This is a genomic window from Actinacidiphila sp. bgisy144, assembly GCF_057708105.1.
This window is the reverse complement of sequence record NZ_JBYIRM010000030.1, coordinates 29,769-43,446: the sequence shown is the minus strand read 5'-3', so window position 1 is coordinate 43,446 and position 13,678 is coordinate 29,769. Positions and strand designations below refer to the sequence as shown.

Annotated in this window: 14 protein-coding genes; 7 read left to right on the top strand and 7 right to left on the bottom strand. The window is 74.5% G+C overall.

Going from position 1 to position 13,678, the window contains the following annotated elements:
- Window positions 1-280 precede the first annotated feature (280 nt).
- The 3 genes from AC3EVP_RS28620 (at window position 281) to lnt (ending at window position 3,323) form a co-directional block, all read left to right on the top strand.
- Window positions 281-877: a histidine phosphatase family protein gene (locus AC3EVP_RS28620; RefSeq protein ID WP_335981977.1), complete on the top strand. Its 597-nt coding sequence runs from the start codon at window positions 281-283 to the stop codon at window positions 875-877.
- Window positions 878-1,005: 128 nt separating this feature from the next.
- The gene (locus AC3EVP_RS28615) at window positions 1,006-1,539 is read left to right on the top strand and encodes a DoxX family membrane protein (protein WP_335981978.1); all 534 of its coding nucleotides are present in this window, start codon (window positions 1,006-1,008) and stop codon (window positions 1,537-1,539) included.
- Between the two features lie 203 nt (window positions 1,540-1,742).
- On the top strand, window positions 1,743-3,323 hold the full coding sequence (gene lnt, locus AC3EVP_RS28610; protein ID WP_435134724.1) for an apolipoprotein N-acyltransferase: 1,581 nt from the start codon (window positions 1,743-1,745) through the stop codon (window positions 3,321-3,323).
- Here the strand turns inward: lnt and AC3EVP_RS28605 are convergent.
- The gene (locus AC3EVP_RS28605) at window positions 3,286-4,203 is read right to left on the bottom strand and encodes a Gfo/Idh/MocA family protein (RefSeq protein WP_435134873.1); all 918 of its coding nucleotides are present in this window, start codon (window positions 4,201-4,203) and stop codon (window positions 3,286-3,288) included. The genes lnt and AC3EVP_RS28605 overlap by 38 nt on opposite strands.
- A 208-nt stretch (window positions 4,204-4,411) precedes the next feature.
- On the opposite strand from AC3EVP_RS28605, the gene AC3EVP_RS28600 reads away from it, so the two are divergent.
- On the top strand, window positions 4,412-4,831 hold the full coding sequence (locus AC3EVP_RS28600) for a hypothetical protein (protein ID WP_335981982.1): 420 nt from the start codon (window positions 4,412-4,414) through the stop codon (window positions 4,829-4,831).
- Between the two features lie 65 nt (window positions 4,832-4,896).
- Here AC3EVP_RS28600 and ung read toward each other — a convergent pair whose 3' ends face one another.
- The 5 genes from ung to AC3EVP_RS28575 all read right to left on the bottom strand — a co-directional run bounded on the left by ung (window position 4,897) and on the right by AC3EVP_RS28575 (window position 8,755).
- Window positions 4,897-5,580, bottom strand: coding sequence for a uracil-DNA glycosylase (ung, locus tag AC3EVP_RS28595; protein ID WP_335981984.1), 684 nt, complete (start codon window positions 5,578-5,580; stop codon window positions 4,897-4,899).
- Window positions 5,581-5,670: 90 nt separating this feature from the next.
- Complete coding sequence (locus tag AC3EVP_RS28590) at window positions 5,671-6,432, bottom strand: SDR family oxidoreductase (RefSeq protein ID WP_335981985.1); 762 nt, start codon at window positions 6,430-6,432, stop codon at window positions 5,671-5,673.
- Window positions 6,433-6,471: 39 nt separating this feature from the next.
- Window positions 6,472-7,233 (bottom strand): 3-oxoacyl-ACP reductase FabG, encoded by a 762-nt coding sequence (gene fabG, locus AC3EVP_RS28585; protein WP_435134721.1) that lies wholly within the window; start codon window positions 7,231-7,233, stop codon window positions 6,472-6,474.
- A 323-nt stretch (window positions 7,234-7,556) separates the two neighbouring features.
- The gene (locus AC3EVP_RS28580; RefSeq protein WP_335981990.1) at window positions 7,557-7,940 is read right to left on the bottom strand and encodes a DUF3037 domain-containing protein; all 384 of its coding nucleotides are present in this window, start codon (window positions 7,938-7,940) and stop codon (window positions 7,557-7,559) included.
- On the bottom strand, window positions 7,937-8,755 hold the full coding sequence (locus tag AC3EVP_RS28575; RefSeq protein WP_335981992.1) for a HipA family kinase: 819 nt from the start codon (window positions 8,753-8,755) through the stop codon (window positions 7,937-7,939). The genes AC3EVP_RS28580 and AC3EVP_RS28575 overlap by 4 nt, the downstream gene beginning before the upstream one ends.
- Window positions 8,756-8,787: 32 nt before the next feature.
- On the opposite strand from AC3EVP_RS28575, the gene AC3EVP_RS28570 reads away from it, so the two are divergent.
- Together AC3EVP_RS28570 and AC3EVP_RS28565 are read left to right on the top strand one after the other, a co-directional pair.
- The gene (locus AC3EVP_RS28570) at window positions 8,788-10,911 is read left to right on the top strand and encodes a S9 family peptidase (protein ID WP_435134717.1); all 2,124 of its coding nucleotides are present in this window, start codon (window positions 8,788-8,790) and stop codon (window positions 10,909-10,911) included.
- Window positions 10,912-10,989: 78 nt separating this feature from the next.
- Entirely contained in the window at window positions 10,990-11,481 is a 492-nt protein-coding gene (locus tag AC3EVP_RS28565; RefSeq protein WP_335981996.1) for a Rieske (2Fe-2S) protein, read from the top strand.
- A 97-nt stretch (window positions 11,482-11,578) separates the two neighbouring features.
- On the opposite strand, the gene AC3EVP_RS28560 is transcribed toward AC3EVP_RS28565, so the two are convergent.
- On the bottom strand, window positions 11,579-12,493 hold the full coding sequence (locus AC3EVP_RS28560; protein WP_435134714.1) for a LysR family transcriptional regulator: 915 nt from the start codon (window positions 12,491-12,493) through the stop codon (window positions 11,579-11,581).
- Window positions 12,494-12,565: 72 nt separating this feature from the next.
- Here AC3EVP_RS28560 and AC3EVP_RS28555 point away from each other — a divergent pair, with 72 nt between their 5' ends.
- Window positions 12,566-13,603, top strand: a complete 1,038-nt coding sequence (locus AC3EVP_RS28555; protein WP_435134712.1) for a DMT family transporter — start codon at window positions 12,566-12,568, stop codon at window positions 13,601-13,603.
- Window positions 13,604-13,678 lie beyond the last annotated feature (75 nt).

Below are 13,678 nucleotides of genomic sequence, written 5' to 3'. Positions count from 1 at the left end.
CCGCACGGGCGGAACGCTCCGCCCTGCCGCCGCCTCGGCCGCCCCGTGTGCCGCGCGGACCCGCGGGTGTCCCCCGTACGCTGCTTCGATCCGACCGAGAACACGCCGCCGCCGCAACCGGAGCGACCCGCGCGCCATCGTAACGACGCCGCGGGCGGGAAGTCTTTCGGCCGGTCCGCGGTTGTGCCGACGGGTCGGCCCGACGGCCGCGCGGTGGTCGCGGCGGGCGGTCGGCATATGATCACAAACGGGCGCCGCGGGGCGCCACGGGAGGTGTCCGATGGGTGAGCTCGTTCTGATCCGGCACGGCGAGACCGAGTGGTCGCAGTCCGGTCAGCACACCAGCTACACCGACCTGCCGCTCACCGAGCACGGCGAGGAGCAGGCGCGGTCGCTGGTGCCGCTGCTGGCCGGCCGGCACATCGGGTGCGTGATCAGCAGCCCGCTCCAGCGCGCGCAGCAGACCGCGAAGCTCGCCGGCCTGGACCACGTACGCATCGACCCCGACCTGCACGAGTGGGACTACGGCGGCTACGAGGGCGTCACCACCCGCGACATCCACCGCACCCGCCCGGGCTGGGAGATCTGGACCGACGGCGTCGTGCCCGGGCCCGAGGGGCATCCCGGCGAGAGCCCCGAGCAGGTCGGCGACCGTGCCGACCGGGTGCTCGCCCGGGTCGAGGCGGCCTTCGCCAACGGCGAGGGCGGCGACGTCGTCCTCGTCGCGCACGCGCACTTCCTGCGGGTGCTCACCGCCCGGCGGCTCGGCCTGCCCCCCGCCGACGGCGCGCTCTTCCAGCTCGCCACCGGTACGGTCAGCCGGCTCGGCATCGAACACGGCCGCCATGTGCTGACCTCCTGGAACCGCCTGCCGTAGCCGCCCGGCGCGGCGCCCCCCGTTCGCCCGGACAGACCGCCTGGCGCGGCGCGATGCCCGCCGGGCCGCACACACTGGCCGGGTGGGCCCTTCGACGACCGGGCCCGGGCGAACGAAAGGACGCGGTCATGGGAACGGCGTACCGCAAGGACATCGGACTGCTGGCGCTGCGTCTGGGCGCGGGGTCGGCGCTCTTCGCGCACGGCGCGCAGAAACTGTTCGGATGGTTCGGCGGAGGCGGGCTCGACGCCACCGCCGGGGCCATGGAGCACATGGGTTTCCGGCCCGGCAAGCCCGCGGCCGTCGCGGCGGGGCTCGGCGAGGCGGGCGGCGGCGCCCTCCTCGCGCTCGGCCTGGCCACCCCCGCGGCCGGTGCGGCCGCCGCCGGGGCCATGGCCGGGGCCGTCGCGGTGCACGCCCCGGCCGGCTTCTTCGCGATGTCCGGGGGCTTCGAACACCCGGCGCTGCTCGGCTGGACCGCCGCGTCCCTCGGGCTGTCCGGGCCCGGACGGCTCTCCCTCGACCACGCCACCGGCCACTGCCTGGACCGGCCCTGGGTGATCGCCGCGGCGTTCGGCGCCGCCGCACTCGCCGCGGCCGCCGTCGTCACCACCCGCGCCCGCGCCGTCTCCGAAGACGCCTCAGCGGACGCCTCGGCCTGACCCACCCGGCGGGCACGTCCCGGGAGTGCCGGGACCTTGCGGTCCGCCGTGGCTGCTCGCGCCGTTCCCCGCGCCCCTTGGGGCGCGAGCTTCTTTCGCGGGAAGGCCCGAGCAAACCAGGGGCGCGGGGAACTGCGCGACCAGCCCCCACCGGCAGGTGGTCCCGGAACCGACAGCACCACCCCACCCGGAGGGAGCCGCGGATGAGCCCGACAGGCACCCTGCTCCCGGGTACGCGAGGGTGGAGCCGCGGAGTGGCCTCCGCAGTGGCGGGCGCGGTGCCGGCGCTGACCTTCCCGGCACCGTCCCTGTGGTGGCTCGCCTACCTCGCCCTGGTCCCCTGGCTCCTGCTGATCCGCTCGGCGCCGAGCGCCCGGCGCGCGGCGCTGGACGGGTGGTTCGGCGGCGCCGGCTTCATGCTCGCGGTCCACAACTGGCTGCTGCCGAGCATGACCGTCTTCCTCCCGGTGCTCGCCCTGCTGCTGGGTGCGCTGTGGGCGCCCTGGGGCTGGCTGGTCCACCGCCTGCTCGGCGGCGCCCCCGCGGTGGGCGCCGCCCTGGTGCTCCTGCCCAGCGGCTGGCTGCTGATCGAACTGGTCCGCTCCTGGCAGTACCTCGGCGGCCCCTGGGGCCTGCTCGGCGCGAGCCAGTGGCAGGTCGGCCCGGCCCTGCGGCTCGCCTCCCTCGGCGGGGTGTGGCTGGTCAGCGCGGCGCTGGTGCTGGTCAACACCGCCGTCGCCGTCCTGTGCGTGCTGCCGTCCGCGCGCCGTACCGCCGCCGCGACACTGCTCGCCGCCTCGGTGGCGACCGGCGCCGTATGGCTGTGGGCGCCGCGCCCGCACGCCACCGCGCCGGTCCGGGTCGCGGTCGTGCAGCCCGGGGTGGTCGAAGGGCCGGCTGCCCGGTTCGCCCGCGAGGTCCGCCTCACCCGGCAACTCGCCGGCCGCCGCCCCGACCTGGTGGTGTGGGGCGAGAGCAGCGTCGGCGTCGACCTGTCGGACCACCCGGGCACCACCGCGACGCTCGCCGCGCTCTCCCGCCTGGTCGGCGCCGACCTGCTGGTCAACGTGGACGCCGAACGCGCCGACGGCACCGGCATCTCCAAGACCTCCACACTCGTCGGCCCGCACGGCGTGACCGGCCCGACGTACGACAAGATGCGGCTGGTGCCCTTCGGCGAGTACATCCCGATGCGGTCGCTGCTGGGCTGGGCCACGTCCGTGGGGAAGGCCGCCGGGCAGGACCGCAGGCCGGGCCGCCGGCAGGTGGTGATGGACACCGGGGCGCTGCGCTTCGGGCCGCTGGTCTGCTTCGAGTCGGCGTTCCCCGACATGAGCCGCCACCTGGCCGCGGACGGCGCGCGGCTGCTGGTCGCCCAGTCCTCCACCGCGTCGTTCCAGGGCAGTTGGGCCCCGGCGCAGCACGCCTCGCTCGCGGCGCTGCGGGCCGCGGAGACCTGGCGGCCGATGGTGCACGCCACCCTCACCGGGATCAGCGCGGTCTACGGTCCCGGCGGCGCGCCCGTCGGGCACCGGATCGGCACCAGCGGCGGCGCCACCGCGGTGTACGAGGTGCCGACCGCCACCGGGACGAGCCCGTATGTGCGGTTCGGCGACTGGGTGCCGCGGCTGGCGCTGCTGCTGATGCTCGCCGCAGGGGCCGTTGAAGGGGTCCGCGCGCTACGCCGCCGGGCTGCCGGGGCCGGGCCGGTGGGCGGCGAAGGGGTCCCCGCGGACGTGGCCGCGCTCAGGCGGTCGCCGGACCCGGCACGGGACTCCCGGTGATCTCGGCGACGATCCGCTCGCACAACTCGTGGGTGCGCAGGGCGTCCCGCGCGTCGAGGAGGGTGCCGGCGCGCACCGCGTCGAGGAAGGCGAGCGCCACCTGCTCGATGCCGCGCTGCCGCGCCACCGGCACCCAGTCGCCGCGGCGCCGCACGGTCGGCTGGCCCTTGTGGTCGATCACCTCGGCGAGGTTGAGCACCTGGCGGCGGGCGTCGGCGCCGCTGACGTCGAGGGTCTCCTCGGTGGAGCCGCTCATCCGGTTCATCGACCCGATCGCGGTGAAGCCGTCGCCGGACAGGTGCACCACCACGTGGTGCAGCAGCCCGTCGCGGACCCGGGCGGAGACGCGGACCTGCTCGATCGGGCCCGGCGCCAGGAACCGCAGCGTGTCGGCCACGTGCACGAAGTCGTCGAAGACCGCCGTCCGGACCTCCTCGGCGAGCCCGACCCGGTTCTTCTGCATCAGGATCAGGTCGCGCGGGTGGTCCAGGCACTGCGCGTACCCGGGCGCGAAGCGGCGGTTGAAGCCGACCGCCAGCGGCACACCGCGGGTGCCCGCGAGGTCCACCAGACCGCGCGCGCCGTCCAGGTCGTAGGCGAGCGGCTTGTCGACATAGGTGGGGACGCCCGCCTCGATCAGGCGGGTGCCGATCTCCACATGGTGGGCGGTGGGGGCATGGACGAAGGCCGCGTCGAGGCCCTGGTCGAGCAGCGCGTCCAGGGTGGGGTGGCGGTGCGGCAGCCGGTAGGCGTCGCCGACGGCGGCCAGGGTGGCGGCGGTCCGGGTGTGCAGGTGCAGTTCGAGGCCCGGCTGCGCGGCGAGCACCGGGAGGTACGCCTTCTGCGCGATGTCACCGAGCCCGATGACGCCGATCTTCAGGGGGGCGCTGCCGTCGCGCGCTGCCATCCGTGCTCCTGGTGCCGTGCGGTGCCGTCGTCAGTCCTACCCGGCCGGGCGGTGCCGGGCCGGTGCCGTGCTGTGTGGTGCCGTGCCGTGTGGTGCCGTGTCCGGGCAGCATACGGGGGCGCCGCATGTTCACCCCTGCGGGGAATACCCGGACGGTCGCGGGTACGGCACAGTGGCGCGGGTGCGTGGCCTCTCCCCGTTCCTGCCCCCGGTGTTCGCGCTGTGCGCGGTGCTCGCGTCCGCCGGGTGCACCACTGTCTCGCCGCAGCCCGGAGCCCCCGCTCCCGCGCCCTCGGCGTCCGCCCCGCCCGCCCGGACCGCGCGGCCCGACGACGCGCGGGTGGCGTCGACGCCCGCTCACCGGGTGCTGGCCACCGCGCGCCCGGACGCCCCCGCACCGGATGCGCGGCCCACCGCCAGGGCCGTACCGGCGCCGGCTCCCCCGCGCCCGGCGCTGCGGCCCGCCGTCCCCCGCCTCAAGGGGCCGGCCCGCCCGCTGCTCCCGACCGCGCCGGACGTGTGCGGGCTCGGCGAGACGTACGGCGGGTGGGCACGGGGCGGGCGGGCGTCCTCGATCTGCCACGAGGTCTACCGCCGCTGACCGCCCGCGCCCGCCGCCGGTGCCCGCTTTCCCGCTCAGCGCCGCCCGTACACCACTGCCCCCGTTTACGCCGACGCGAGGTCGGGGATGCGCCAGTCGATCGGCTCGTGGCCCTGGGACTTCACCGCTTCGTCGATCTGCGTGAAGGGGTGGCTACCCAGGAAGAGCTTCGCCGACAGCGGCGAGGGGTGCGCGCCCTCTATGACGGTGTGGCGGCCGGTGTCGATGAGCGGCTTCTTCTTCTTCGCGTAGTTCCCCCACAGGACGAACACCGCCGGGTCGGGGCGGTCGGAGACGGCGCGGATCACCGCGTCGGTGAACTTCTCCCAGCCCTTGCCCTTGTGCGAGTTGGCCTCGCCCTCACGCACCGTCAGCACCGCGTTGAGCAGCAGGACGCCCTGCTCGGCCCACGGCATCAGATACCCGTTGTCCGGCACGGGGTACCCGAACTCGTCCTTGAGCTCCTTGAAGATGTTCCGCAGCGAGGGCGGGGTGCGCACCCCGGGACGCACCGAGAAGCACAGCCCGTGGCCCTGACCCGCGCCGTGGTACGGGTCCTGACCGAGCACCAGCACCTTCACCTTGTCGAACGGTGTGGCCTCCAGAGCGGCGAACACCTCGTCCTCGGGCGGGAAGACGTGGTGTTCGCGCCGCTCGGCCGCGACGAAGTCGGTGAGCTGCTGGAAGTAGGGCTTGTCCAACTCCTCGCCGAGAACGGCCTGCCAGGAGTCGGGCAGCATGCTGGGCACGTCGGGAACCTCCGGTACGCGATCGGTTTCACTGCCCCCGAAACTACCGCGCCCCTCTGACAATCCGGTCCCCGTCGGCATTCCGCCCGGTCAGACGCCCGCTTTCAGGAACAGGCCGCCGTCGATCACCAGGTTCTGCCCGGTGATCCACGCGGCCTGGTCCGACAGCAGGAACGCCGCCGCGCCGCCGATGTCCTCGGGCACGCCCAGCCGCTGCATGGGGTAGCCGGCCGCCGTCTCCTCCTCGTGGCCCTCGTACAGGGCCGCGGCGAACTTCGTCTTCACCACCGCGGGGGCGATCGAGTTGACCCGCACCTTGGGCGCCATCTCGGAGGCGAGCTGCACAGTGAGGTTGACCATCGCGGCCTTGCTCATGCCGTAGGCGGCGATGAACGGCGAGGGGGCGATCCCGGCGATCGAGGCGATGTTGACGATCGAGCCGCCGTTCTCCTTCTGCCAGGCCCGCCAGGTCTGCTGCGCGAAGCCGAGCGCGGAGAGCACGTTGGTCTCGTAGACCTTGCGGGCGACCCCGAGGTCGAGGTCGGTGAGCAGGCCGAAGACCGGGTTGGTGCCCGCGTTGTTCACGAGGTGGTCGATCCGGCCGAACGCCTCCATCACGCGGGCGACGGCCGCCTCCTGGTGCGCCTGGTCGTGGGCCTTTCCGGCCACGCCGATCACCCGGTCGCCGCCGCCCAGCCGCTCGACGGCCTCCTTGAGGGCGTCCTCGTTGCGGCCGGTGATGCAGACGCGGTCGCCGCGGGCGACGAGCGCCTCGGCTATCCCGTACCCGATGCCGCGGCTGGCACCGGTGACGATCGCGGCGCGGCCGCTGTCCGGGGGGAGTTCAGTCATGTCCTGGTACGCCTTCGCTGCTGGTGGAGGGTGACGCGGTCAGTCGAGCGGGCCGCCGGCCACGTACAGCACCTGGCCGGAGACGAAGCCGGCCGCGTCGCCGGTGAAGAACGCGATCGCGCCCGCCACGTCCTCGGGGCGGCCGACCCGCTGCACGGGGATCTGGGTGGCCGCCGCGGCCTGGAACTCCTCGAAGCCCATGCCCACGCGGGCGGCGGTCGCCGCGGTCATGTCGGTGACGATGAAGCCGGGGGCGACCGCGTTCGCCGTGACGCCGAACTTGCCGAGCTCGATCGCGAGGGTCTTGGTGAAGCCCTGCATGCCCGCCTTCGCGGCGGCGTAGTTGGCCTGGCCGCGGTTGCCCAGCGCCGAGGAGGAGGAGAGGTTCACCACGCGGCCGAACTTGGCGTCCACCATGTGCTTCTGCACCGCGCGGGTCATCAGGAACGCGCCGCGCAGGTGGACGCCCAGCACCGTGTCCCAGTCCGCCACGGACATCTTGAAGATCAGGTTGTCGCGGAGCACGCCCGCGTTGTTCACCAGGATGGTGGGCGCGCCGAGCTCTTCGGCCACCCGGGCGACGGCCGCCTGGACCTGGGCCTCGTCCGACACGTCGGCGCCCACGGCGATCGCGCGGCCGCCCGCGCCCGTGATCGACTCCACGGTCCCCTTGCAGGCGTCCTCGTCCAGGTCGATCACGGCGACGGCCCGGCCCTCCGCGGCCAGCCGCACCGCGGTCGCCGCGCCGATTCCGCGGGCGCCGCCCGTGACGATCGCGACGCGCTGCTCGGTGGTGGACATCTTCGTCTCCTCAACCTCGGCCGGTTGGCGCGCCCGCCCTCACATGAGCGACCGCTTAGTAGGTCACGCCCCGAACCGTAAGAGGGGGCGCTGACGCTGTCAACAGGACCCCCGGTCCTGCCCCGTCCTGTCGGTTCCGGGACCTTGCGGTCCGCTGTGGCTGGTCGCGCCGTTCCCCGCGCCCCTTTGGGGCGCGAGCTTCTTCCGCGGGAAGACCCGAGCGAAAACAAGGGGCGCGGGGAACGGCGCGACCAGCCCCCACCGGCGGGTGGTCCCGGCACCCACAGGACCGGGCAGCCCGGGGGGAGGGGCGGAAGAGCCGCTCAGCGGACGAGGAGGGCGAGGAGGCGGTCGGCCTCCTTACGGGCGTCCTGGGTGAGGCCGGTGTGGATCGGCCCGGGCTGCACGATCGTGCTGCGCGGAGCCGTGAGCCAGCGGAACCGCCGCCCGGGGTCGTCCTCCCCCGCCTGCCCAGCGGCAGCGCCCCCCGCACAGATGCCCTCGTAGCCGCGCAGCGCCGCCTCGACGCCTTCGACGTCGACGTCCGGGTCGAGGCAGCGCAGACGGGCGACGTCGAGGTGGACGCGGGCACCGACGTACGCCTGGGCGCGGCAGTACACCAGCACGCCCGCGTTGATCAGTTCGCCGCGCTCGATCCGCGGCATGACGCGCACGAGCGCGTACTCGAAGACGTCCCGCCCGCTCATTTCGCGTTCTTCCCCTCGACCCAGGTCCGCAGCCACTCGGGTGGCGGTTGCTTCGCCTTCTGGCGGGCCGTGGTAATGCGCTCGTGGATGTCCAGCGCCCGGGCACCGAGGAGTTCGCGGTAGGCGGCGCGCACGTCGTCGGGCGCGTCGAACCCGGGCTCGTCGACCAGCCACTCGTCGGGCACCTGGGCGGTCACCTCGGTGAGCAGCGGCTCCGTCACCTGTGCGGCCAACTCCGCCGCCACCGCCGCGGGTTCGGGTGAGAAGCGGGAGAGCGCGTGGTCGGTCGCGTCGTACGGCTTGGCGGACGCGGCCTGCGCCGACTTCCAGTTGTGGTGCCAGATGAGCGAGGCGCCGTGGTCGATCAGCCACACGTTCCGGTGCCAGACCAGCATGTTAGGATTGCGCCACGACCTGTCCACGTTGCCGATGAGCGCGTCGAACCAGACGATGCGGCTGGCCTCTTCGGGTTCCATGGTGAACACCAGAGGGTCGAAGCCGAGCGAGCCGGGCAGGAAGTCCATCCCGAGGTTGAGTCCGCCGCTCGCCTTGAGCAGGTCCTGGATCTCCTGGTCGGGCTCCCCGAGTCCGATCACCGGGTCGAAGTCGAACCGCACCAGCTCGGGCACCCGCAGCCCCAGTCGGCGGCCGAGTTCGCCCGCGATCACCTCGGCGACCAGCGCCTTGCGCCCCTGGGCCGCGCCGCTGAACTTCACGACGTAGGTACCGAGGTCGTCGGCCTCGACCACACCGGGCACCGAACCGCCTTCACGCAGCGGCGTGACATAGCGGATGCCGGTCACTTCTCTCAACATCCCCCCAGGTTAGCGGGGTGAAGACTGCCCTTATGGACACGATCGACGATCACCGCGACTTCCCCCGCCAGTTCGCCCGCACCCAGCGCTTCTCGCTGGGCGTCCCGCAGGCCCTCACCCTCTCCCCCGACGGTTCGTCGGTTCTTTATGTGCGCACCCGCGGCCCCGAGGACCGCGCCGGCTGCCTGTGGCGGCTGGACGCCGACGGCGAGCGCCTGCTCGCCGACCCGGCCGCGCTCGCGGACCCGGGCGGCGAGGTGCCGCCGGAGGAGCTGGTCCGGCGCGAGCGGGCCCGGCAGCGCACCACCGGCATCGTCGGCTACGCGGCCGACCGGGCGGTGCGCCTGGTGGCGTTCGCCCTGGACGGCGCGCTGTGGACCGCCGACCCCGCGGGCCCCCGGCCGCCGCGCCGGCACCCCACCGCCGGGCCCGTGATCGACCCGCGGCCCGACCCGACCGGCCGCCGCGTCGCCTATGTGACCGGCGGCGCGCTGCACGTGCGGGACCTGGCGACCGGCGCGGACCGGGTGCTCGCCGCGCCGGAGAGCGGCGAGGTGGCGTACGGCCTGGCCGAGCACGTGGCGGCCGAGTCGATGCACCGGCACCGCGGCTACTGGTGGGCGCCGGACGGCGAACGGCTGCTGGCAGCCCGGGTGGACACCGCGCCGGTGGCGCGCTGGTGGATCGCCGACCCGGCGGACCCGGCGCACCCGCCGCGCGAGACGGCCTATCCGGCGGCGGGCACCGCCAACGCCGACGTGTCGCTGCACCTCCTGGACGCGGACGGGTCGGGCCGCCGCACCGAGGTCGTCTGGGACCGGGCCGGCTTCGAGTACCTGGCGGCCGTCTCCTGGGACGCGCACGGCCCGCTGCTGAGCGTGCAGAGCCGCGACCAGGGCACCGTACGGGTGCTGGCCGCCGACCCGGCGACGGGGGCGACACGGCTGCTGCACGAGCAGCGCGACCCGAAGTGGGTGGAGTTGGTGCCCGGCACTCCCGCGCGGACCGCGTCCGGCGCCCTGGTGCACACCGAGGACGCGGGCGGCACCCGCTTCCTTGCGGTCGGCGGCGCGCCCGTCACGCCCGAGGGCCTCCAGGTGTGCGAAGTGCTGTCCGTGGACGGCGAGTCGGTGCTGTTCACGGCGTGCGACGAGCCGACCGAGGAGCACCTGTGGTCGTACGGGCCCGAGGGCGGCGCGGTCCGGCTGAGCGAGGGGCCGGGCCTGCACACCGGGCAGCGGGCCGGCGGCGCGCTGCTGCTGTCGTCGCTGACCGAGGGCGGCCGCGCCATCCGGGTGCTGCCGCCCGCCGGGGCGGCGGGGTCCGGTGGTGAGCTGCGGGTGCCGTGCCTGGCGGCCCGGCCGGTGGTGACGCCGCGGGTGACCTGGCTGCGGGCGGGCGAGCACGCCGTCCGCACCGCGCTGCTGCTGCCGTCCTGGCACCGGCCCGGCTCGGGCCCGCTGCCGGTGCTGCTCGCGCCGTACGGCGGCCCTGCCATGCGGCTGGTGGTGCGGGCGGCGACCTGGCCGCTGGCCGAGGCGCAGTGGTTCGCCGAGGAGGGCTTCGCGGTGGTCGTCGCGGACGGCCGCGGCACCCCGGGGCGAGGTCCGCGGTGGGACAAGAGCGTGTACAAGGACACGCTGGAGGTGCCGCTCGCCGACCAGGTGACCGCGCTGCACGCGGCGGCCGCGCACTGCCCCGACCTGGACCTGGGCCGGGTGGCGATCCGCGGCTGGAGCTTCGGCGGCTCGCTGGCGGCGATGGCGGTGCTGCGCCGCCCGGACGTCTTCCACGCGGCGATCAGCGGCGCCGCCCCCAGCGACCAGCGGCTGTACGACACGCACTGGCGCGAGCGGTTCCTCGGCCACCCCGACGATGACCCGGAGGCGTACGACCGGTGCTCGCCGATCACCTCGGCGGCGGCGCTGGAGCGGCCGCTGCTGCTGGTGCACGGCCTCGCCGACGACAACGTGGTGGCCGCGCACACGCTGCGCCTGTCGGAGGCGCTGCTCGCCGCGGGCCGCTACCACCAGGTGCTTCCGCTGTCGCACGCCACGCACGGGCCGAGCGATCCGGTGGTGGTGGAGGGGCTGCTGCGACACCAGGTGAAATTTCTTCGGGACGCGTTGAACACCGCGCCGCGGGCGGCCGTATGAACGGGTACGCGTGACAGCACGCTGCCGGGCGGCGAGGGCCCCGCCGTCCGGTCCGACCCATGAACAGGATGCAACCCCATGGCAGAAAGCTCCGGAATCCCCGAGTCACCGACCCGCCGCGGCGTTGTCGCGGCGGCCGGTGGCGTGGGCCTCGCCGCCGTCCTGACCGCCTGCGGTTCCGGCTCCTCCCACTCCTCCGACGACGCCGGCGGTTCCTCGGCCGCGCAGGGCTCGACCGGGGCCGCGGGCTCCGGCACCCCGTCGGCCGGGAGCGGCGCGGGCGGCACGTCGCTGGGCAAGACCTCGGACATCCCGGTCGGCGGCGGCAAGGTCTTCGCCGACCAGAAGGTCGTGGTGACCCAGCCGAGCAGCGGCCAGTTCAAGGGCTTCTCGGCGGTGTGCACGCACCAGGGCTGCACGGTCGCGAAGGTCGCCGACGGGGTGATCGTCTGCCCGTGCCACAACAGCACCTTCAAGGTGGCCGACGGCTCCGTGGCCAGCGGCCCGGCCACCTCGGCGCTGCCCGCGAAGAACGTCACCGTGTCGGGCGGCGAGATCACGCTCGCCTGACTCCCGAACGCCGGTCCGGGTTCGCGGGGCGGGCCCCGAACCCGGACCGGCCCACCGGCCGGTCCTGCGGATGGCCGGCCGGCGGCCGCCCGCGCGCTCAGGCCGCGGGCGGCCGGTAACCGCCCGCGGACGCCCGCAGCGCGTCCACGGCGACGCGGATCGCCGGGCGGCGGTCGGCGTCCTCGCGCCAGACCGCGTACACATGGCGCCGCATGGTGTGGCGGACGGGGATGATGTGCACCCCCGGCGGCACCGGGTCGCGGCCCAGCCGCGGCATGACGGCGACCCCGAGTCCGGCGGCGACCAGCGCGAGCACGGTGGCGTGCTCCTCGGCGTGGTGGGCGACGCGCGGCTCGATGCCTTTGCCGCGCAGCGTGAACAGCAGCCACTCGTGGCAGAAGCCGCCGTCCGGCCAGGCGATCCACTCGTCGCCGGCCAGTTCGTCCAACGCGATCTCGGCGCGGTCCCCCAGCGGGTGCCCCAGCGGCAGCGCGACGTCCACGATGTCGTCGAAGAGCGGCGCCTTGGCGAGGCCGCCGGGCAGGGACAGCGGTTTGTTGTACCAGTCGAGCACCACGGCGAGGTCGATGTCGCCGCGGCCGAGCCGCGCCAGTGCGTCGTGCGGCTCCATCTCGTGGACGACGGTGCGCAGTTGGGGGTGGGCGGCGCGCAGTTCGCCGAGCGCGGCGGGGAACAGCCCGCGCACCGCGGTCGGGAAGGCGGCGGCGCGCAGTTCGCCGACCGCGGCGCCGCGGTGCGCCTCCAGGTCGGCGTGGGCGAGTTCGACCAGCGACAGTATCCGTTCGGCGTGCCCGGACAGCAGCCGCCCGGCGTCGGTGAGCCGCACCCCGCGCCCGTTCTTCCCGAGCAGCGCCTGCCCGGTCTCCCGCTCCAGCTTGGACATCTGCTGCGAGACCGCGGACGTGGTCACGCTCAGCGCGTCGGCGGCGGCGCTCACCGAGCCGTAGGTGTCGATGGCGTGCAGGATACGGAGCCGTTCGAGGGACAACATGTAAGTGATTCTACGGTGTTCGTGCAGAAAAACTCGCTTGTTCTACGACGTCGGAGCGGTCATCGTGGAGCCATGACGACTTCCGCCCGTCCCGGCGCGGCCGCCGGCCTGTCCGCCGCGCCGTCCGCCGGGTCTTCCGCCGCGCCGTCCGCCGCACCACTCGTCCCGGTGCCCGCCGCGGACCTTCCCGAGCCGGTCCCCGCCGCGCGCCTGCCGCGGCTGGGGCGGCTGCTGGACTGGCGGGTGCGCTTCACCGCGCTGGGCCTGGTCTGGGGCTTCAGCTTCCTGTTCATGAAGGTGGGGAACGAAGCGTTCGCGCCGCTCCAGGTCACCCTGGGCCGCCTGGTGTTCGGCGCCGCGGTGCTGGCCGTCGCGGTCGCGGTGAAGCGGGAGCGGCTGCCGCGCGGGGCCCGCACCTGGCTGCATCTGTTCGTCGCCGCCATCCTGCTCAACTCCCTGCCGTTCACGCTCTTCGCCACCGCCGAGCAGAGCATCCCGTCGATGCTGGCGGGGATATGCAACGCGGCCACCCCGCTGTTCTCGATGCTGGTCTCGCTGGTGGCGCTGTCGGAGGACCGGCCGTCGCGGCAGCGCTTCGCCGGGGTGGGCCTGGGCTTCGCGGGCGTGCTGACGGTGCTCGGCGCCTGGCAGGGCTTCTCCGGCCAGGACCCGAAGGGCACGCTGATGGCGCTGACCGCGGCGCTTTGCTATGCGGTGGGCTGGGCGTATGTGCGGCGCACGCTGAGCACCAGCGGCAACTCCCACCTGGCGATGTCGGCGAGCCAGTTGGCACTGGCCGCGCTGCAACTCCTCGTCATCACCCCGCTGTTCACCTCGATGCCGTCGTCGTTCCCGGTGAGGCCGGTGCTCGCGGTGCTGGCGCTGGGCGCGCTGGGCACCGGAGCGGCCTTCCTGGTCCAGTACGGACTGGTGGCGGAGAAGGGCCCCACGATCGGGTCGATGGTCACCTACCTCATACCGATCGTCGCCACCGCCGCCGGCGTACTGCTCCTCGGCGAGTCGCTGAGCTGGAACGAACCGGTGGGGGCCGTGGTGATCCTGGTGGGTGCGGCGCTGACCCAGCGGCGGCCCAGGGACGGCCGGGCGTAGCGTGTCGGTGCGGCGCGCCTCCACCCGCGACCGGCCGCCGCCCGCCCTCACCGACCCCTATCGCTACGGAGCCCA